We start from the raw sequence: 18,251 nt of genomic DNA on the forward strand, positions 1-18,251 counted from the left end.
TCCCCTCACTCGGGCAGCGCGGGCACCCGGCCTTTCAGGCAGTGCCGGAGCCGCCCGCAGGGGCGCGCATCCTCGATCCATCCTCCGGGCGCCGCGAGGTAGGCGCGCAGCGTCCCGATGATGTCGGCGCGGTCGGCCTCAGGGTCGACGCCCGCGAAGAAATAGGTCGCCCGCCCGGGCGCCTGCAGCGCCATGGAGACCGGCGCGCCGCAGCCGTTCATGCAGTCCTGCGGGGCGATCCGCACTTCGAGCCCCGCCGCCGCGATCTCGGCTCGGAGCGCGTCCCAGCCCGGCCCCTCGCAGGTCCGGCAGAGGCGCAGCACCGCCGTCACGGCGCCACGCGGCGCAGAAGGTAGGTGTCCATGATCCAGCCATGCGCCGCGCGCGCCTTGGCGCGGGCGTCCACCACGCGCGGGCCGGCCTCGGCCAGCGGCCCGGCGTCGAGCACCTGGTTCTCCATCCCGAGGTAGGCGCCCCACCAGAGGTGCAGCCCCTCGGGCGCCAGCCCCTGGAAGCTGCACTCCCCGTCGAGCATGACCACCACAGTCTCGGCGCCCTCGGGCCAACCGTGGTCGCGCAACCGCCGCCCGGTGGTCACCGTCACCGCGCCGTTCACCGTGTTGAAAGGGATCGCATGGGCCGCGGTCAGCGCCTGCAGCGCGGTGACGCCCGGCACCACCCGCAGGCGCGGCGCGGGCGAGAGCCGCTCGGCGATGCGCAGGGTGCTGTCGTAAAGCCCCGGGTCGCCCCAGACCAGAAGCGCCACGGGGCCCTCCGCCTCGGCGCCCGCGATTGCCGCCTGCCAGCGCGCCGCGATCTCGTCGTGCCAGCGCGAAACGCGGGTCTGGTAGGGCAGGCTCTCGTCGCGCACCGGCATGTCGAAGGGCACGACGCGCCCCTTTGCCCCGGCCTCTTCGATGATCCGCAGGCGCAACTCGGCCAGGTCGTCCTTCCCGGGGCCTTTGCGCGGCACCAGGATCAGCCCCGCCTCGGCGAGCGCGCGCAGGCCTTCGCGGGTCAAGTGGTCGGGGCTGCCGGTGCCGATGCCGATGAGCCAGAGGTCCCTCACACCGCCGTCTCCTCGGCCAGGGGACCGTAGAGGATCAGCGCCGGCAGCGGGCTTGTCGCGCCCTCGAGCGCCGTGGCCAAGCCGCCCACCGTGCTGCGCGTCAGCCGCTGGTCGGGGGTCGAGACCGCCTCGGCCAGAAGCGCAGGCGTCTCGGGCGGCAGTCCGCGCTCGATCAGCATGGCGGCCAGCGCCGGGAAGGTGCGCTTGCCCATGTAGACCACCGTGCAGGCGCGCGGATCGGCCAGCGCCGTCAGGTCCAGGTCGCGCGGCAGCTCGCCGGTGACGTCATGACCGGTCACGAATTGCACCCGCCGCGCGGTAAGCCGACGGGTCAGCGGGATGCCCGCCGCCGCCGCCGCTGCGAAAGCCGAGGGCAGGCCGGGCACGATCTCGTAGGCGACGCCCGCGGCGCGCAGCGCCACCAGCTCTTCCTCGAGCCGTCCGAACAGCCCGCCGTCGCCGGATTTCAGCCGCACGATCCGCCCGCCTTCCAGCGCGTAGTCCACCAAGAGCTGCGAGACATGGCCCTGTTTCGGTGATGGCCGCCCGGCGCGTTTGCCGACGCCCACGAGGTCCGCCCCGGGCCGCGCGTAGGACAGGATCGGGCCCGAGGAGAGGTCGTCGAAGAGCACCGCATCGGCGCGCTTCAGCCGGTCCACGGCCTTCAGGGTCAGAAGCTCCGGGTCGCCCGGCCCGCTGCCGACGAAGCTGACGAACCCGGTCATGCCGCCTCCTCCGCCGCGATCAGGTGGAAGAAGGTGCCCGAGACATGGCCCCGGCGCGAGCCGGTCTCCGGCACCGCGTTGCCATCGGCGTCGGCGACCTCGGCCAGCGGCGCGTCGGGCTGCTCGAGGATGGTGGAATAATGGAACTCATGGCCCCTGAGCGCGGCGCCCGGCGCATGGCCCGGCATCTCCGCGACCAGCCGCGCGCGGCGGTAGCCGAGGTGGAACTTGCGCTTCTCGTAAGAGGTCACGAGACCCAGGAGCCCCGCCATCTCGTGGCGCGTGCCCTCCTTGTCGATCAGTGCTGTGCCAAGCGCCATGTAGCCCCCGCATTCGCCGTGCACGGGCCGCGTCTCGGCGTGACGGCGCAGGCCCGCCCGGAAGGTTTCGGCGGCGGCGAGCTGGCCGGCGTAGAGCTCCGGGTAGCCGCCCGGCAGCCAGACGAGGTCCGCCTGCGGGTCCGGCGCCTCGTCGGCCAGGGGCGAGAAGGGCAGGATCTCGGCGCCTGCCGCGCGCCAGCCCTCGAGGAGATGCGGATAGGTGAAGGAGAAGGCCGCGTCGCGGGCAATCGCGATGCGCTGCGCGGGCGGGCGCGGCAGACGGCCCGCCTCGGGCCTGGCCCCGCCAAGCGCCGCGGCGCGGATCGCGGGCAGGTCCACGTGCTCGCGCAGGAAGGCCGCATAGCCCGCGATGGCGGCCTCGAGGTCGGGATGTTCCACCGCCTGGATCAGCCCCAGGTGCCGCTCGGGCAGGGCCAGGTCGCCCCGGCGCGGCAGCACGCCCAGGACCGGCAGGCCCGCGCGCTCCATCCCGAGCCGGATCAGCCGCTCGTGGCGCGGGCTCGCGACGCGGTTCAGGATGACCCCGGCGAAGGGCAGGTCGGGCTGATAGGCGGCAAAGCCCATGGCCGTGGCGGCGGCGGATTGCGCCTGGCCGCCCGCGTCGACGACCAGCACCACCGGCCAGCCCATGCGCCTTGCGGTCTCGGCCGAGGAGCCGAAGCCCGTCTGACCTTGCGTCGCGACCCCGTCGTAGAGCCCCATGGAGCCCTCGCCGAGGCAGATGTCGGCGCCCGCGCTTTGGCCCGCGATGGCGCCGAGAAGCCCGCCGTCCATCGCCCAGGTGTCGAGGTTGAAGCTTGCCCGCCCGGCGGCGGCGAGGTGAAAGGCGGGATCGATGTAATCCGGCCCCGACTTGAAGGGCTGGACCGACAGGCCATCCTCGGCGAGCGCGCGCAAGAGCCCCAGCATGACCGTGGTCTTGCCGGTGCCCGAGGCGGGAGCCGAGACCAGAAGCCCCGGCGGCAGCAGTGCGGGATCAGTCATCGCCGGCGCTCCAGTCTGCCCAGGGGCTGTCGGCCGATTGCGGGCGGTAGCGGCGGTCGTAGTCGGTGGCGTAAAGGCGGCTCTCGGTGAAGCCCTCGCGCCCGAGCGCCGGGCCCACGATGATCAGCGCTGTGCGCGAGATGCCCTCGGGCAGTTGCGCCTCGATGTCGCCCAGCGTGCCGCGCAGCACCCGCTCGTCGGGCCAGCTCGCGCGCCAGACGATGGCGGCGGGGCAATCGGCGCCGTAATGCGGGGTGAGGTCCGCGACCACCTGCGCGAGGTTCTGGATCGAGAGGTGAATGGCCAACGTCGCCCCGGTGCGGGCAAAGGCGGTCAGCGTCTCGCCCTCGGGCATGGAGCTCGCGCGCCCCGGCGTCCGGGTCAGCACCACCGATTGCGCGAGCCCCGGCAGGGTCAGCTCGGCGCCAAGCGCCGCGGCGCTGGCGGAAAAGGCGGGCACGCCGGGGGTGACGGTATAGGCGATGCCAAGCGCCTCGAGCCGGCGGATCTGCTCGCCCATGGCCGACCAGACCGAGAGGTCGCCCGAATGCAGCCGCGCCACGTCCTGCCCGCGGGCCTCGGCGGCCTCGATCTCGGCGATGATGCCGTCGAGGTCCATGGGCGCGGTGTTCACCACCCGCGCGCCCGCGGGGCAATGGCCCAGCACCGCCTCGGGCACCAGCGAGCCCGCGTAGAGGCAGACCGGGCAGGCCGCGATCAGGTCGCGCCCGCGCAGGGTCAGAAGGTCCGGCGCGCCGGGGCCGGCGCCGATGAAATGCACCGTCACAAGGTCTCTCCCATAGCCAGGGCACAGGTTGCCATGCGGTCGCCCGAGATCACGCGCGGGCCGATCAGACGGGCCCCGGGGCCGGCGGCGGCCAGGGCGGCCGCCTCGGCGAGGCTTCCGGTGCCGCGCGCGGCCCGCGCGGCGGGCGATTGCGTGGCGGTCTGTTGGCGGGCGAGCGCGGCGCTGTCAACGCCCCGCGCGGGCAGGCCGACCTCTCGGGCGAAAGCGGCGAAGGCCGGGGCGCGGGCCTTGTCCTCGGCCGTGGCGAGGACCTGCGCGCGGGCGGCGCCGCCGGCCTTCTCGAAGGCATCGGCGAGGCTCGCGGCGCTGGCGCCCGCGCGGAAGCCGAAACCCGCGACGATCACAGGCGCCCCCGGTATTGCACCACCGGATAGGCGGCGGCCCAGCCGCGCCGGCTGCCGAGCGGGCGGGCCTCGGCCAGCTCGATCCGCAGGAGCTCTCCGCCCTGCTTGGCCTGCCAATCGGCAAGCAGTGCCTCGCTTTCGAGCGTCACCGCATGGGCCACGAGCCGCGCGCCGGGGGCTTGTTCGGTGAGCGCGTCGAGCAGCGCGCGCGACAGCCCGCCGCCGATGAAGACGACGTCCGGCGCGGGCAAGCCCGCCAGCGCCTCGGGGGCCGTGCCCTCGACGACCAGCAAGCGGTCGACGCCAAGCGCCGCGGCATTGGCGCGGATGTTCGCGGCGCGCGCCGGGCGGGGTTCGATCGAGGTGGCTTGGGTCGTGTGGTGTGCCAGCAGCCATTCGATGGCGATCGAGCCCGAGCCGCCGCCGATGTCCCAGAGCCGCTCTCCGGGCCGGGGGGCCAGGGCGGACAGCGCCAGCGCCCGCACCGGCCGCTTGGTCATCTGCCCGTCGCTGGCGAACAGCGCATCCTCGCGGCCGCTGGCGCAGGTCATCACCGCGCCCGGACCCGCGATTTCGAGGCCCAGTGCGACCGGATGGCTGGCGCCGCCAGTCCAGTCGCAGGCCCTCACGTGAAGGACCCGTTCGCGCGGGCCGCCAAGCGCCTCGCAAAGCGTCAGGCTGCTCTCGCCGAAGCCCAGCTCGCAAAGGAGCTCCGCCACGGCGTCCACCGCCGCGCCGTCGCGCAGCAGCGCCAGGATCCGCGCACCCGGCGCGAGATGCGGGCGCAACCGGGTCAGCGGCGCGGCATGCAGGCCGAGGCAGGTGGTCCGCTCCAGCCCCCAGCCGAGCCGCGCGGCGGCCAGCGAGAAGGTCGAAGGCCCGGGCAGGGCGCGCCATTCGCCGGGCTCTAGCGCTTCGGCCAGGACCCGGCCCGCGCCGAACCAGAAGGGATCGCCCGAGGCCAGCGCCACGGTGGGCCTGCCCCGGCGGGCGAGGATAAGCGGCAGCCCCTCGGCGAAGGGCACCGGCCATTCGATGCGCTCGGCGGCGAGATCGGGCAGCAGCGCCAGGTGGCGCGCGGGGCCGATCACGCAGTCGGCGGCTTCGAGCGCGGCGCGGCTTGCAGGCGGCAGCCCTTCCGGTCCATCTTCGCCGAGACCGAGAATGGTAAGCCAGGGTCGATCAGCCATGACGCCGAACCTCCTGATCCTCGCGGGCACTAGCGAGGCCACCGCCTTTGCGCGCCGCGCCGCCGATGCCGGGCTCTCCGGCACGGTGTCCTTCGCGGGCCGCGTTGCACGGCCGCTGCGCCAACCCTTGCCGCAGCGGATCGGCGGCTTCGGCGGGTCTGAGGGGCTGGCCGATTACCTGCGCGCGGAGAAGATCACGCATCTGGTCGATGCGACCCATCCCTTCGCCTCGCAGATGAGCCGCAACGCCGTGGAAGCGGCCCGGGCCACCGGCGTGCCGCTCGTGGCGCTGACCCGTCCGCCCTGGCAGGCTCAAGCGGGCGACGCCTGGCAGCATGTGCCCGACATCGCGGGCGCGGTCGCGGCGCTTTCCCGTCCGGCGGCGCGGGTCATGCTGGCGGTGGGGCGGATGCACCTCGCGGAGTTCGCGCCGAACCCGCAGCATTTCTACCTGCTGCGGCTCGTCGATCCGCCCGAGGCGCCGCCGCCCTTTCCCGATCACGCCGTGGTCGTCGACCGCGGGCATTTCGACGAAGCCGCCGACCGGGCGCTGATGGAGGAGCACGGGATCGACCTCGTGGTCTCCAAGAACGCCGGGGGCAGCGGGGCTTACGCGAAGATCGCCGCCGCCCGCGCGCTTGGCCTGCCGGTCGTGATGATCGACCGCCCGGCGCTGCCCGCGCGGGACGAGGTCCATGACGTCGAGGCGGCGCTGGCCTGGGTTCATGCGGGCACCGAGCGGGGCGTGTAGACGAAGGGCGCGCCTTCGGGCCGGGCGATCACCCGGGTCGCCGAGGAGCCGACCAGGACCACGGTGCGCATGTCCGCCATCTCCGGGGTCGCCTCGGCCAGGGTGGTGACGCGGAGCGCCTCCTCCGGGGTCGAGACGGCGCGGGCGAAGATGATGACGCGGGACGGCTCGCAGCCTTCGCGCAGCACCTCCAGCGTGCGGGCGAAGCCCTCGGGCCGCGACTTGGAGCGCGGGTTGTAGAAGGCCATGGCGAAATCCGCCTCGGCGGCGAGCCGCAGCCGTTTCTCGATCAGCGCCCAGGGCTTGAGGTTGTCCGACAGGTTGATGGCGCAGAAGTCATGCCCCAGGGGCGCGCCCGCGCGGGCCGCGGCGGCGAGCATGGCGGTGATCCCGGGCAGGACGCCGATCTCCAGCGCGCGCCAGGCCTCAGGGCCGTCCTCCACCGCCTCGAAAACCGCCGAGGCCATGGCGAAGACGCCGGGATCGCCCGAGCTGACAACCACCACGCGGCGGCCCTCCGCGGCCATCTCGAGCGCATGGCGCGCGCGGTCGATCTCGACCCGGTTGTCGCTTTCGTGCAGGCGCAGGTCGGGGCGCGGGGCCACGCGGCGGACATAGGGGATGTAGCCCACCACATCCGTCGCCTCCGCCAGAGCCGCCTGCACCTCGGGGGTCACCAGCGCCTCCGCGCCGGGGCCGAGGCCCGCGATCCGCACCCAGCCGCTCATGGCCGGCGTCCCTCGCCGTGGACGACGACGATGGAGAAATAGGGCAGCGCCCGGTCGCCGATCTGGTCGAGCGGCGTGACCGCCTGGCGCTCCATGCTGGCGTATTCGATGACCTGGGCGCGCGCGGCCTTGCCCGCGGCCTGAAGCGCGCGGGCGATCTTCGGCAGGTTACGCCCGACCTTCATGACAACCAGCGCGTCGGCCTCGCGGGCGCGGGTCGCCAGCACCTCCTCGTCCAGCGTGCCCATCAGCACCGAGAGCACGTCGTCGCCCCAGGTGATCGGCGCGCCGGTCGCCGTCCAGGCCGCCGACATGCCGGTGATCGCGGGCACCACCCGGACCGGCACATGCGGCGAGAGCCGGGTGTAGAGATGCATGAAGGAGCCGTAGAAGAAGGGGTCGCCCTCGCAGAGGACTACCACGTCCTCGCCGCCTTCCGCGATGGCGCGCAGCTTGGCGGTGACCTCTTCGTAGAAGGCCGAGAGGCATTGGTTGTAGCGCGGATCGGACAGCGGGATCTCGGTCGTGACCGGGTATTCCATGGCGATCTCGCGGGCCTCGGGGTGCAGCATGCCCTCGACGATGGCGCGGGACTGGCCGCGCCGCCCGGCCTTGCGGAAGAAGGCCACGTGCCGTGCGCCGCGCACCAGCCGGTCGGCGCGCACCGACATCAGGTCGGGATCGCCGGGGCCGAGGCCGACGCCGTGGATGGTGCCCGGCGCGGTCATTCCGCGCGGCTCGCGATGGCGTTGATCGCGGCGACGGTGATGGCGCTGCCGCCGAGCCGGCCCTCGACGATGATCGCGGGCACCGGCTGCGCGGCCCAGAGCGCGTCCTTCGATTCCCGCGCGCCGACGAAGCCCACCGGGCAGCCGATGATCGCCGCGGGGCGCGGGCAGGTCGGGTCTTCCAGCATCTCGAGGAGATGGAACAGCGCCGTCGGCGCGTTGCCGATGGCGACCAGCGCGCCCTCCAGCTTGTCGCGCCAGAGCTCCAGCGCCGCGGCCGAGCGGGTGGTGCCCAGCTCCGCCGCCAGCCCCGGCACGCGCGGGTCCTGCAGGGTGCAGATCACCTCGTTCTCGGCAGGCAGGCGCTTGCGGGTCACGCCCTCGCTGACCATGCGCGCGTCACAGAGGATCGGCGCGCCGCCCTCGAGCGCCCGGCGGGCGGCGGCGACCGCGCCGTCGGATATCCGCACATGCGCCTCGAGCCCGACCATGCCGGCGGCATGGATCATCCGCACCACCACCTGTTCGGCATCGGGGGCGAGCCCTGCGAGGTCGGCCTCGGCCCGGATGGTGGCGAAGCTTTCGGCATAGATCGCCGCGCCGTCCTTTTCGTAGGCGTAAGGCATGTCAGTCGTCCCAGAGATCAGTGAGGTCGTCGGGCGCGAGGCCCCGGCGGAAGGGCTCATCCCATGCCGCCCCGCCGTGCACAAGGTCGAAGCGCCCGGCGCGGCCGGTCAGGGTGAGATCGGCGTGGCCGCTGCCCGCGCAGCCCTTGGCGCAGCCCGAGACATGCAGGCTTTTGCGCGCGGGCAGGCGCGCGGCGAGGCGGCGGGCGGTGTCTTCGGTCGGCATCTCGCCCTGCGGACAGGCGGGCGCGCCGGGGCAGGCCTCGACACGCAGGAGCGGGTCGTCGGGGCGGGTGATGAGACCGGGGAGGGTCGCGCAACCGGCGGCGCTGCGGCCTGGCGCGAAGACCATGCGCCAGGGGGTGATCGCGAGCGGACCTTCGGCGAGGGCGGCGAAACTGCTGGCGGGGAAGCGCCCGAAGGCGGCGGCGATAAGCGCGCCGCCTGCCGTGTCGCCGGGCTCCGGGCGCGCGGCCTCGGGGGCCGGCTCGGCGTCTCCGGCGAGCTCGGGCGGCAGCGCCTCGCCGCTTCCCAGGTGCCGCGCCATGCGGCCGCGCCCGTCTGGACCGACGCCTCCCGAGGTCAGGAACCAGCGCGCCAGCTCCAGCGCGGCGCGGATCGCGGCGGGGGCATCAGCGACGGCGCGGCCCGTGGGGGCGCCCTCGGCGCGGACCAGGAGGCCGCCCTCCGCCGCACCCTCGATCCGCACGTCGCCGCTGATGCCCGCAAGAACGCGGGACGGCCCGGGGTCGAGCGCGAAACCGAACTTCGAGGGCAGGGGGGCGAGGTCTTTCGCCTCGGCCAGGGCCTCTTCCAGAGCCTTTGCCAGCGCGCGGGTTTCAGCGCCGCCGAAAGGGTCGCTCACGAGGTTGCGCCGGGCCTCGACCGCCGGGTCGGTGTCGAGCAGGTCGAGCGCGGACAGGCGCGCGCGCAGCGGGGCGAGTGCATCCTCGGCCACGCCCCGGATCTGCAGGTTCGCGCGGCGGGTCAGGGCGATCTCGCCATTCCCAAACGCCTCCGCCGCCGCAGCCAGCCCCGCGACCTGTTGGGGCGACAGGTGACCCGCGCGCGGGCGCACCCGCAGCACGTAGCCGTCGCCCGAGGCCATGGGCCGCAGCGCCCCGGGGCACCAGCCGCGCACCGCGCCGCTCATGCCTCGGCCTCGAGCGCGGGGCCGGTGGCGTTGCGGCGGCTCTGCCAGAGACCCGCCGCGCGCAGCGCCTCGAAGCGCGCGCGCATGGCCTCGAGCGCCTCGGGGTTGGCCTCGGAAAGGAAGTCGCGCACCTCGGCGTCGCCGAGCGTCGCGGCGTGGAAGGCGTCGAAGAGATGCGGCGCGACCGCGTCGGCCAGATGCGCGAAGGCGGCCATGTTCTCGAGCGTGGCGGCGATCTCGGCGGCGCCTCGGAAACCGTGGCGCCTCATGCCGGCGATCCAGCCGGGATGGGTGGCGCGGGCGCGGACCACGCGGGCGACCTCTTCGGAAAGCGCCCGGGCGCGGGGTTCCTCGGGGTTGGTCGCATCGAGGTGCCAGAGCCGCGCCGCGCCGCCCGCGACGCCCTGGGCTGCGGCGAAGCCCGCCTCGTGGCTGGCGTAATCCTCGGCCAGCAGGATGTCGGTCTCGGGCAGGTCCTGGAGGTGCACGAAAGCCTCGGCGCCCGCCACCCGGTCGCGGATCGCGGATCGGTCCTCGACCGCGGCCTCGCCGTCGAGCGCCCAGGCCGAGGCGGCGAGCCAGGCCTCGCCCGCCCGGGCGCGGGCCTCGTCGCTGTAGTCGGTCAGTTCGGGCCCCATGGCGAGGCCGAAGGAGCCGGGCGCGGGGCCGAAGACCCGCGCGCCCTCGTGGCCGACATAGGGGTTCCAGTCCGCCGCCTCGTCGCGGGCGGCCAGCGCGCGCACCGCCTGCTGGAAAAGCGCGGTCAGCACCGGGAAGACATCGCGGAAGAGGCCCGAGACCCGCAGGGTGACGTCGATGCGCGGGCGCTCCAGCTCGGCGATGGGCAGGACCTCGATGCCCGAGACCCGCTCGGTGCCCTCGTCCCAGACCGGCCGCACGCCCAGGAGCGCGAGCGCCATGGCGAACTCCTCGCCCGCGGTGCGCATGGTGGCCGAGCCCCAGAGGTCCACCACCACGCTTTTCGGCCAGTCGCCCTCGTCCTGCAGGTGGCGGCGCACCAGTTCCTCGGCGAGGCGGCCGCCCTGGGCGTAGGCCGCCCGGCTCGGCACCGCGCGGGGGTCGGTGGTGAAGAGGTTGCGGCCCGTCGGCAGCACGTCGCGCCGGCCGCGCCAGGGCGAGCCCGAGGGTCCGGGCGCGATGCGCCGCCCGGCAAGCGCGTCGAGCAGCCCCTGCCGCTCGGCGCGGGCGGCCTCGGCCATGTCGTCCGGGTGGTCCTCCCGCGTGCGGCCCCAGACGTGCAGCCCGTCGCCGTAGCGGCTTTCCTTCACGTCGCAGACGAAGCGGTCGATGCGGGTCACCGCCTCGGCCTCGCACATGGCGCCGTCGATGCCGAGGTCCTCCTCGACGCCCTCGGCGCGGGCCTCCATGCGGATGTCGTCGATCAGCCGGTCGCGGCGGCGCGGGTCGAGCCCGTCGGCGTTGGAGAACTCGTCGAGCAGCGCCTCGAGCCGCAGGAGCCGGTCGGGCGTCTTGCTGTCGGCCAGCGGCGGCGGGACATGGCCCAGCGTCACCGCGCCGATCCGGCGCTTGGCCTGGGCGGCCTCGCCGGGGTCGTTGACGATGAAGGGATAGATCACCGGCAGCGCGCCGGTCAGCGCCTCGGGCCAGCACTCGGAAGACAGCGCCACCGATTTCCCTGGCAGCCATTCCAGCGTGCCATGGGCGCCGACATGAACCAGTGCGTCGGCCTCTCCGCGGAGCCAGAGGTAGAAGGCGACATAGGCATGGCAGGGCGTGCGGGCGAGGTCGTGGTAGTCGTCCTCGCGCTCTGCGCGGTGCCCGCGTTCGGGCTGCAGCGCGACCAGGGCCTGGCCGCGGCGAAGCGCGCGGAAGCGCAGCGCACCGTTGTCCGCGGCGTCACGGGCGGGCCCCCAGGCGGCTTCGAGGTCGTCGCGGAGCGCCTGCGGCAGCCGGGCCAGCGCGGCCTCGTAGTCGGCGAGCGGCCAGGTGATCTCGGCGGTCTCGAGCGCCTCGGCAAGCGGCGCGCCGGGGGCGAGGGTGTAGCCCGCCTCGGCCAGGTCGCCGAGGATCGCCTCGCCCGAGGCCAGCGCGTCGAGGCCCACCGCATGGGCCATGTTCCAGTCCCGCCCGGGATAGGTCGAGAGGACCAGCGCCACCCGGCGCCGGGCCGTGGGGCAGGCGGCGAGCCGGTGCCAGCCCGCCACCCGGTCGGCGAGCGCGGCGATGCGGTCGGGCTCGGGCACATGGCGCAGGCGGGCGAACTGCAGGTCGGGGTCGCGGGGCTCGGGCTCCTTGAAGCTCGCGACACCCGCGAAGAGCCGTCCGTCGACCTCGGGCAGCACGACATGCATGGCGAGGTCGGCGGGCGAGAAGCCGCGCTCGGCCTCGTCCCAGGCTTTCCGGGTCGAGGTGGCGAGCGCCACCTGGAAGACCGGCACGCCGCCCGCGTCGAGCGGCGAGCTGCCCGCGCTGCCCTTGCCGGAGAAGGCCGTGGCATTGACCACCGCGACCGGGTCGAGCCCCGCCACCTGCCGCTCGAGCCAGCCCGACGCGTCGGGCGCCTTGAGCGAGGGGGCAAAAAGGCCGAGGACCGCGAAGCCGCGGTGCCTGAGCGCGGTGAAAAGCGCCTCGACCGGGGCGAGGTCGGCGGCGGCGAGGAAGGAGCGGTAGAAGACGACGAGGACCAGGGGTTTTTCGGGGGCCTCGGGGGCGCGGGCGGGCTGCGTGTCGCCCTCGTCGAAAGACCCCGCGTCCGGCAGCGCCCCGAGGCGCGCCAGCGCCGGGCAGGTCACGCCATGTTCCGGCGTCCAGGCGCCGACCAGCGGGAGCGCCTTCACGCCCCGCACCGGACCCGCGTAGAGCCCCGCCGCCAGCGCCATCTGCGCCAGCGCCGCCTGCGCGGCCACCGCGCCGCCGGTGTCGCAGAGATGCGCCAGCCGCCGCAGGGTCGAGACCGGCACCGTCGAGATCTCGTCGAGCCGGGGATCCTCGCGGCCGTCCGCCGGCAGGACCGCCAGGGCGATGCCCTTCTGCCGGGCCAAGGCCTCGATCTGCTGCAGGCCGTAGGGCCAATAGGGCTGCCCGCCAATCAGCCGGATCAGGATGCCATGGGCGCCCTCGAGCGTCTGTTCGACATAGGTGTCGACCGAGAGCGGATGGCGCAGCGCCGCGATATTGGCCAGCCGCAGGCTCGGCAGCTTGCCCTGCCGCCCGCCGCCGCGCTTCCAGCCCGCCGCGAAGGCCCCGAGGTCCGAATCCGAGAAGGACAGCGCCACGATCTCGGCCGGGCTCTGGCCCAGGTCGGTCGGCGTGTCGGTCTCGTCGAGCCCGTGGCTTTCGCGGAAGACGACATGCATGGTCTCAGGCGGTCTCTTCCGCCGCGGTCAGAATGCGGGTGATCGCGGCGCGGTCGATGTCGTCGTGCTCGGCGATGACCACCAAGCGCCCCTCGCGGGCCTCGCCCGGGCCCCAGGGCCGGTCGAACTGGTGGCGCACCCGCGCACCCACTGCCTGCACGAGAAGCCGCATCGGCTTGCCCGCGACGCTGGCGTAGCCCTTGACCCGCAGGATGTTCTGCTCGCGCGCGAGCCGCTCGATGCGCGCGGCCAGATCGGCGGGGGCGGTGAGCTCGGGCAGGGCGACGACGATGCTTTCGAAGTCGTCGTGGTCGTGTTCGGGCACCCCGTCGTGATGCGAGGGGCGCGCCTCGATGTCGTCCTCGGCGGCGGCGCCCAGGCCCAGGATCACCCGGGGGTCGACGCGGCCCTCGGCGACCTCGACCACCGGCAGGCTGCGCGGCGCCTCGGCGGCGATGACCTCGCGGGCGCGGGTCACGCCCTCGGGGCCGGCGAGGTCGGGCTTGGTCAGCAGCACGATGTCGGCGCAGGAGATCTGGTCCTCGAAGACCTCCGACAGCGGGGTCTCGTGGTCGATGCTGTCGTCGGCCTGTCGCTGGGCGTCGACGGCGGCCACATCGGGGGCGAAGCGGCCCGCGGCGACTGCCTCGGCATCGGCGAGCGCCACCACGCCGTCGACGGTGATCTTCGAGCGGATGTCCGGCCAGTCGAAAGCCTTCAGGAGCGGCTTCGGCAGCGCCAGGCCCGAGGTCTCGATCAGGATGTGCTCGGGGCGCGGGTCGAGCTTCAGGAGCGCCTCGATCGTGGGGATGAAGTCATCGGCCACGGTGCAGCAGATGCAGCCGTTGGCCAGCTCCACCACGTTTTCCGCCGGGCAGTCGGGGATCGCACAGCCCTTCAGGATCTCGCCGTCGACGCCGACATCGCCGAACTCGTTCACGACCACGGCCAGGCGCTTGCCGCCGGGGTTCTTCATCAGCTCCGAGATCAGCGTGGTCTTGCCCGAGCCCAGGAAGCCGGTGACGATGGTGACGGGAAGTTTCTCGAGATCGGCCATGTCAGCCCTCCATTGGCGGCACGCGGGCCACGCAGTTTTTCTTGAAATGTTGCGGACGCTCGCGCCAGGGGATCAGCCCGTTGGCGCTGGCGTGGTATTTCGCGGCGCCCTCGCGCAGGACCTCGAGGTCCGAGGCCTCGTGCAGGTTGCCGAAGACATAGGTCCAGCGGCCCGCGCCGCGCAGCGCCACGGTGCAGCCGCCCTCGCAGTTCTGCAGGCATTCCACCGCGCGCAGGGTGACGCCCTCGGGCATCGAGCCCTCGAGCGCCTCGTACAGCGCGGCGCCGGGCCGGGTGCCGTCCTCGGTGACCTCCTGGCCACGGCGGCAGGTGGTGCAGATCAAGAGCTCCGCGGGCGGGCGGTCGGGCAGGTCTTTCAACGGGACGGTCCCATTCTGATCGGGGGAAGGGGCATGAAAGATGGCACGAAGGCTCTGAGCCCGCGGCCACCGGCACACCCCGTCCGGTTGCACTTCCTCGGCGCGAGGCAGGTCTCCCGGCTTTCCGGATGTGAGGCGCGGGCCTCTCGGGCGCCCTGCCTTCCCGACCCGTGACGGGGCCAGTGGCGGAGGGGCGACCTCTCCGGGTCACGGTCGCGGGGGCGGCTGCGGCTGCCTCCCGGGGGGCCGGGCGGTCCGCATTCCCTTTTCACCCCGGACGCGCCGGGGCACCTTGCGCATATGCCTTGTTGCGCCGCGACCCACGCGCTGTCAAGCGGCCAGAGACACCCCGGCGATTGACGGGCCGGGCGGCGCCTGCCAGTCAGTGGCCAAAGCCGCGAAGGAGCCCCGCCATGGACGACGCCACCGCCCGCCACAACGCCAAGATGAAGCGCATCAAGGCCGCCCGCGACGAGATGATGAAGACCAAGACCGAGGAAAAGGGTCTGATCGTGGTGCACACCGGCAAGGGCAAGGGCAAGAGCTCCTCGGCCTTCGGGATGATCATGCGCTGCATCGCCCATGGCATGCCCTGCGCGGTGGTGCAGTTCATCAAGGGCGACTGGGAGACCGGCGAGCGGACCTTCCTGCGCGAGCGCTTTGCCGAGGAGTGCCGGTTCTTCGTCTCGGGCGAGGGCTTCACCTGGGAGACCCAGGACCGCGACCGCGACATCGCCGCCGCCCGCGCCGGCTGGGAGACCGCGAAAGAGCAGATCCGCGACCCGGAGATCTCCTTCGTGCTGCTCGACGAAATCAACATCGCGCTGCGCTACGACTACCTCGACATCGACGAGGTGGTGGACTTCCTGCTGACCGAGAAGCCCGAGATGACCCATGTCGTGCTGACCGGGCGCAACGCCAAGCCCGAGCTGATCGAGGCCGCCGACCTGGTGACCGAGTTCGAACTGGTGAAACATCCCTTCCGCGAGGGGGTGCGCGCCCAGGCGGGCGTGGAGTTCTGATGTTCTTAGGTGCGGCCTCGGGGGACGCCAGCGCCGCTGCGCGGCGCTCCGGGGGCTTTGCCCCCACCGCCCTCCGGGCGGTTCCCCCAAGGTATTTTCGCCAACCTGAAGCAAGGGTTTCTTTACACTTCGCGCGCTACCCTGGCGTCGCGGTGGAGGGAGAGGTCCCGATCGCCGCCCAAGCTGAAGGCGCCGTGCGCGACCCATCTGCAAAAGGGGCGCGTGCGGCGCTGGACGGCAAGTTTGGGTTGGTCGCGTGCCGGGCGGGTCGCGGTGCGGTTTTGTGTGATGGTGTGTGGCGTGGGTTCGGCGGGGCGCGCGAGGCGGTTGGTTTGGTTCGGGGCGCGTTTGAGGAGGCGTTGCGCGGTTTTGTGAGGGTCGGCGGCGGCGTTAAGGTTAATGGCGCGGGTGCCGCCGCGGGGTTCGGCGCATGAGCCGGGCGCTGATGATCCAGGGCACCGGCAGCAATGTCGGAAAGTCCATGCTGGTGGCGGGGCTGATCCGGGCGGCGCGGCGGCGCGGGCTCTCGGTGGCGCCCTTCAAGCCGCAGAACATGTCGAACAACGCCGCGGTGACCTCGGACGGCGGCGAGATCGGCCGCGCCCAGGCGCTGCAGGCGCGGGCGGCGGGCCTCGCGCCGCGGGTCGACATGAACCCGGTGCTTCTGAAGCCCGAGACCGACACCGGCGCGCAGGTGGTGGTCCAGGGCAAGCGGCTGACCACCGCCCGGGCGCGGGACTACGCGGCGCTGAAGACCAGGCTCATGGGCGCGGTGCAGGAGAGCTTTGCCCGGCTCCGGGCCGCGCATGACCTGGTGGTGGTCGAAGGCGCAGGCAGCCCCGCCGAGGTCAACCTCCGGCCCGGCGACATCGCCAACATGGGCTTCGCCCGGGCGGCGGATGTGCCGGTGGTGCTGGCCGGCGACATCGACCGGGGCGGGGTGATCGCGCAGATCGTCGGCACCGAGGCGCTGCTCGAGCCCGGCGACCGGGACATGGTCGCGGGCTTCCTGGTGAACAAGTTCCGCGGCGACCCGCGGCTTTTCGACGAGGGCTACGCGCTGATCGAGGCGCGCACCGGCTGGCCGGGTTTCGGCATCCTGCCCTGGTTCCCCGAGGCCTGGAAGCTGCCTGCCGAGGATGCGCTCGACATCCGCTCGGGCCCCGGGGCGGAGGGGCTGCATGTGGTCTGCCTGCGGCTCTCGCGGATCGCGAATTTCGACGATCTCGACCCCTTGGCGCAGGAGCCGGGCGTGCGGCTGACCATGCTGGGCCCCGGCGAGGCGCTGCCCGGCGACGCGGACCTGGTGATCCTGCCCGGCAGCAAGGCGACCCGCGCCGACCTGGCCTTCCTGCGCGCCCAGGGCTGGGACATCGACCTTGCCGCGCATCTGCGCCGCGGCGGCCATGTGCTGGGGATCTGCGGCGGCTACCAGATGCTCGGGCGGGTCATCGCGGACCCCGAGGGGCTCGAGGGCGCGCCGGGCGAGGACGCGGGGCTGGGGCTCCTCGACGTCGAGACGCGGATGACGCCGGACAAACACCTGACGGAGGTCGCCGCCCGGCATGCCGCCAGCGGCGCGGACTTCCGGGGCTACGAGATCCACATCGGCGTGACCGAAGGCCCCGACCGCGCGCGGCCCTTTGCCCATGTTGGCGGCGCACCCGAAGGTGCGGTCAGCGCCAACGGGCGCGTGGCGGGCAGCTACCTGCACGGGATGTTCGCCGACGACGCCTTCCGCGCGGCCTATCTGGCGGGCTTCGGCGCGCGGTCGACCGGAGGCTATGAGGCGGGGGTCGAGGCGGCGCTCGACGCGCTGGCGGAGCATCTCGAGGCGCATCTCGACGTGGCGGGGCTGCTGGGCGTGGCACGGTAGGCGGGCAGGTGGCAAGCCGGAGATGACGTTGAGAGCGGCAGGAGCGGGCGCGTCCTAGCTTCGATCAAGGCCGTTTCCCGCTTCGAGCGGCTCCGGCTGAACCCTCTTGGACCTGCCCCGGCTCCGCCCGCGTCAGCTCTTGTCTTCCGCCCCGACCAGCGCCGCCTCCAGCCGCTGCCAGCCGGCGCGGTCGCCGGGCAACCCGAGGCGCAGCCAGCCGGTGGAATAGGGGAAGGCCCGGCTCCAGATATGCGCACGGGCGAGGTGGTCCCGGGCCTTTTGCGCGTCGCCGGTCTCATAGGTGCGGAAGAGCGGCGTGCCGCCGACCAGCGCCCAGCCCACGCGCGCGGCCAGCCCGTCGAGCCGCGCCGCGTCGCGCCCGAGGCGCGTGGTGGTGGCCTGTTGCCAGGCGCGGTCTTCCAGCGCCGCGCGGCCGGTCGCGATGGCCGGGCCGCTGACCGCCCAGGGGCCGGCGGCGGCGCGGATGGTCCGGGCCAGCTCGGGGCCGCTCAGGGTGAAGCCCAGGCGCAGGCCCGCGAGACCGTAGAACTTGCCGAAGGAGCGCAGGATCAGGAGGTTCTCGCGGGCCGCGCCCGAAGCCGATGCCTCGAAGCGCGGGGCGAGCGAGAGCGCGGGCTCGGGGTCGCAGAAGCTCTCGTCGACGACCAACAGACCGACCTGCTCCGCCAGCGCCTCCAAATCTTCTGGCGCATGCCGCTGCCCGTCGGGGTTGTTGGGGTTCACCACCACGGCGACCGCCGCGCCTTGAAGCGCCTCGAGCGTCGTGACTTCCGTGACCGCGCGGCCCTGCGCGGCCAAAGCCGCCGCGTGCTCGTTGTAGGTCGGCCCCAGAACCCGCGCCGGGCCGTCAGGGCCGAGGCGCGGCACAAGCTGGATCGCTGCCTGCGCCCCGGCGAGCGCCACGGGCGTCAGCGCGGTCTCATAAGCCCGAGCCGCCGCCGCCTCGAGCGCGGCGATCTCGCCCGCCTCGGGCAGGGCGGCGAAGGCGCGGGCGGGCAGCTCGGGCACCGGGTAGGGCCGGGCGTTGATGCCGGTCGAGAGGTCGAGCCAGTCGCCCGCCCCGTGGCGCGCCCGCGCCTGGTCCAGATCGCCGCCGTGATCGCGCATGAGA

The 18,251-nt window shown here is 73.6% G+C and carries 18 protein-coding genes and 1 riboswitch; of the genes, 3 read left to right on the forward strand and 15 right to left on the reverse strand.

Translation table 11 applies throughout. The features are described 5' to 3' along the window. Nucleotides 1–5 precede the first annotated feature (5 nt). Genes ACX938_RS12890 through cbiE form a run of 7 tightly spaced genes read right to left on the reverse strand, consistent with a single transcriptional unit; the run spans nucleotide 6 to nucleotide 5,461 of the window. Nucleotides 6–332, reverse strand: a complete 327-nt coding sequence (locus tag ACX938_RS12890; protein WP_459431354.1) for a DUF1636 family protein — start codon at nucleotides 330–332, stop codon at nucleotides 6–8. Next, nucleotides 329–1,069, reverse strand: coding sequence for a precorrin-6A synthase (deacetylating) (gene cobF, locus ACX938_RS12895; protein WP_459431355.1), 741 nt, complete (start codon nucleotides 1,067–1,069; stop codon nucleotides 329–331). The genes ACX938_RS12890 and cobF overlap by 4 nt, the downstream gene beginning before the upstream one ends. Further along, entirely contained in the window at nucleotides 1,066–1,794 is a 729-nt protein-coding gene (gene cobA / locus ACX938_RS12900) for a uroporphyrinogen-III C-methyltransferase (protein ID WP_459431356.1), read from the reverse strand. Before cobA ends, cobF begins: the two co-directional genes overlap by 4 nt. After that, nucleotides 1,791–3,119: a cobyrinate a,c-diamide synthase gene (locus ACX938_RS12905; protein WP_459431357.1), complete on the reverse strand. Its 1,329-nt coding sequence runs from the start codon at nucleotides 3,117–3,119 to the stop codon at nucleotides 1,791–1,793. Before ACX938_RS12905 ends, cobA begins: the two co-directional genes overlap by 4 nt. Next, nucleotides 3,112–3,906, reverse strand: coding sequence for a precorrin-4 C(11)-methyltransferase (gene cobM / locus ACX938_RS12910; protein WP_459431358.1), 795 nt, complete (start codon nucleotides 3,904–3,906; stop codon nucleotides 3,112–3,114). The genes ACX938_RS12905 and cobM overlap by 8 nt, the downstream gene beginning before the upstream one ends. After that, the gene (locus ACX938_RS12915; protein WP_459431359.1) at nucleotides 3,903–4,271 is read right to left on the reverse strand and encodes a cobalamin biosynthesis protein; all 369 of its coding nucleotides are present in this window, start codon (nucleotides 4,269–4,271) and stop codon (nucleotides 3,903–3,905) included. The genes cobM and ACX938_RS12915 overlap by 4 nt, the downstream gene beginning before the upstream one ends. Then, on the reverse strand, nucleotides 4,268–5,461 hold the full coding sequence (gene cbiE / locus ACX938_RS12920; RefSeq protein WP_459431360.1) for a precorrin-6y C5,15-methyltransferase (decarboxylating) subunit CbiE: 1,194 nt from the start codon (nucleotides 5,459–5,461) through the stop codon (nucleotides 4,268–4,270). Before cbiE ends, ACX938_RS12915 begins: the two co-directional genes overlap by 4 nt. Between cbiE and ACX938_RS12925 the strand changes: the two genes are divergently transcribed. Further along, nucleotides 5,460–6,212: a cobalt-precorrin-6A reductase gene (locus ACX938_RS12925; protein ID WP_459431361.1), complete on the forward strand. Its 753-nt coding sequence runs from the start codon at nucleotides 5,460–5,462 to the stop codon at nucleotides 6,210–6,212. The genes cbiE and ACX938_RS12925 overlap by 2 nt on opposite strands. On the opposite strand, the gene cobJ is transcribed toward ACX938_RS12925, so the two are convergent. From cobJ to ACX938_RS12960, 7 genes are read right to left on the reverse strand one after another with little or no spacing between them, the layout of a single operon-like run. Then, entirely contained in the window at nucleotides 6,185–6,940 is a 756-nt protein-coding gene (gene cobJ / locus ACX938_RS12930; RefSeq protein WP_459431362.1) for a precorrin-3B C(17)-methyltransferase, read from the reverse strand. The two genes, ACX938_RS12925 and cobJ, sit on opposite strands and share 28 nt — an antisense overlap. Further along, entirely contained in the window at nucleotides 6,937–7,668 is a 732-nt protein-coding gene (locus ACX938_RS12935) for a precorrin-2 C(20)-methyltransferase (RefSeq protein WP_232752972.1), read from the reverse strand. The genes cobJ and ACX938_RS12935 overlap by 4 nt, the downstream gene beginning before the upstream one ends. After that, nucleotides 7,665–8,294 carry a precorrin-8X methylmutase gene (locus ACX938_RS12940; RefSeq protein ID WP_459431363.1) on the reverse strand — a complete coding sequence of 210 codons (630 nt, stop codon included), beginning with the start codon at nucleotides 8,292–8,294 and terminating at the stop codon, nucleotides 7,665–7,667. The genes ACX938_RS12935 and ACX938_RS12940 overlap by 4 nt, the downstream gene beginning before the upstream one ends. A gap of 1 nt (nucleotide 8,295) precedes the next feature. Continuing rightward, nucleotides 8,296–9,447, reverse strand: coding sequence for a precorrin-3B synthase (cobG, locus tag ACX938_RS12945; protein ID WP_459431364.1), 1,152 nt, complete (start codon nucleotides 9,445–9,447; stop codon nucleotides 8,296–8,298). Next, nucleotides 9,444–12,785 carry a cobaltochelatase subunit CobN gene (gene cobN / locus ACX938_RS12950; RefSeq protein ID WP_459431365.1) on the reverse strand — a complete coding sequence of 1,114 codons (3,342 nt, stop codon included), beginning with the start codon at nucleotides 12,783–12,785 and terminating at the stop codon, nucleotides 9,444–9,446. Before cobN ends, cobG begins: the two co-directional genes overlap by 4 nt. A 4-nt stretch (nucleotides 12,786–12,789) precedes the next feature. Continuing rightward, entirely contained in the window at nucleotides 12,790–13,842 is a 1,053-nt protein-coding gene (gene cobW / locus ACX938_RS12955; RefSeq protein ID WP_459431366.1) for a cobalamin biosynthesis protein CobW, read from the reverse strand. Between the two features lies 1 nt (nucleotide 13,843). Continuing rightward, a complete protein-coding gene (locus ACX938_RS12960; protein WP_459431367.1) occupies nucleotides 13,844–14,221 on the reverse strand; it encodes a DUF1636 family protein in 378 nt (125 codons plus the stop codon). Nucleotides 14,222–14,310: 89 nt separating this feature from the next. Further along, nucleotides 14,311–14,531, reverse strand: a riboswitch (cobalamin riboswitch). A 103-nt stretch (nucleotides 14,532–14,634) separates the two neighbouring features. On the opposite strand from ACX938_RS12960, the gene cobO reads away from it, so the two are divergent. Together cobO and ACX938_RS12970 are read left to right on the forward strand one after the other, a co-directional pair. Further along, nucleotides 14,635–15,243 (forward strand): cob(I)yrinic acid a,c-diamide adenosyltransferase, encoded by a 609-nt coding sequence (cobO, locus tag ACX938_RS12965; RefSeq protein ID WP_232752966.1) that lies wholly within the window; start codon nucleotides 14,635–14,637, stop codon nucleotides 15,241–15,243. Between the two features lie 430 nt (nucleotides 15,244–15,673). Further along, nucleotides 15,674–17,119 (forward strand): cobyric acid synthase, encoded by a 1,446-nt coding sequence (locus ACX938_RS12970; protein ID WP_459431368.1) that lies wholly within the window; start codon nucleotides 15,674–15,676, stop codon nucleotides 17,117–17,119. Nucleotides 17,120–17,251: 132 nt separating this feature from the next. Here ACX938_RS12970 and cobD read toward each other — a convergent pair whose 3' ends face one another. After that, nucleotides 17,252–18,247 carry a threonine-phosphate decarboxylase CobD gene (gene cobD, locus ACX938_RS12975; protein ID WP_459431369.1) on the reverse strand — a complete coding sequence of 332 codons (996 nt, stop codon included), beginning with the start codon at nucleotides 18,245–18,247 and terminating at the stop codon, nucleotides 17,252–17,254. Nucleotides 18,248–18,251: the final 4 nt, after the last annotated feature.

It is taken from the genome of Roseivivax sp., from assembly GCF_054552075.1.

Excerpts from the sequence above, each read along its gene's own strand:
- cobN (WP_459431365.1), bottom strand. The coding sequence starts at position 12,785 with ATGCATGTCGTCTTCCGCGAAAGCCACGGGCTCGACGAGACCGACACG.
- ACX938_RS12905 (WP_459431357.1), bottom strand. The coding sequence starts at position 3,119 with ATGACTGATCCCGCACTGCTGCCGCCGGGGCTTCTGGTCTCGGCTCCC.
- cbiE (WP_459431360.1), bottom strand. The coding sequence starts at position 5,461 with ATGGCTGATCGACCCTGGCTTACCATTCTCGGTCTCGGCGAAGATGGA.
- cobG (WP_459431364.1), bottom strand. The coding sequence starts at position 9,447 with ATGAGCGGCGCGGTGCGCGGCTGGTGCCCCGGGGCGCTGCGGCCCATG.
- cobO (WP_232752966.1), top strand. The coding sequence starts at position 14,635 with ATGGACGACGCCACCGCCCGCCACAACGCCAAGATGAAGCGCATCAAG.
- ACX938_RS12970 (WP_459431368.1), top strand. The coding sequence starts at position 15,674 with ATGAGCCGGGCGCTGATGATCCAGGGCACCGGCAGCAATGTCGGAAAG.
- ACX938_RS12935 (WP_232752972.1), bottom strand. The coding sequence starts at position 7,668 with ATGACCGCGCCGGGCACCATCCACGGCGTCGGCCTCGGCCCCGGCGAT.
- ACX938_RS12925 (WP_459431361.1), top strand. The coding sequence starts at position 5,460 with ATGACGCCGAACCTCCTGATCCTCGCGGGCACTAGCGAGGCCACCGCC.
- cobD (WP_459431369.1), bottom strand. The coding sequence starts at position 18,247 with ATGCGCGATCACGGCGGCGATCTGGACCAGGCGCGGGCGCGCCACGGG.
- cobJ (WP_459431362.1), bottom strand. The coding sequence starts at position 6,940 with ATGAGCGGCTGGGTGCGGATCGCGGGCCTCGGCCCCGGCGCGGAGGCG.
- cobA (WP_459431356.1), bottom strand. The coding sequence starts at position 1,794 with ATGACCGGGTTCGTCAGCTTCGTCGGCAGCGGGCCGGGCGACCCGGAG.
- cobW (WP_459431366.1), bottom strand. The coding sequence starts at position 13,842 with ATGGCCGATCTCGAGAAACTTCCCGTCACCATCGTCACCGGCTTCCTG.
- ACX938_RS12940 (WP_459431363.1), bottom strand. The coding sequence starts at position 8,294 with ATGCCTTACGCCTACGAAAAGGACGGCGCGGCGATCTATGCCGAAAGC.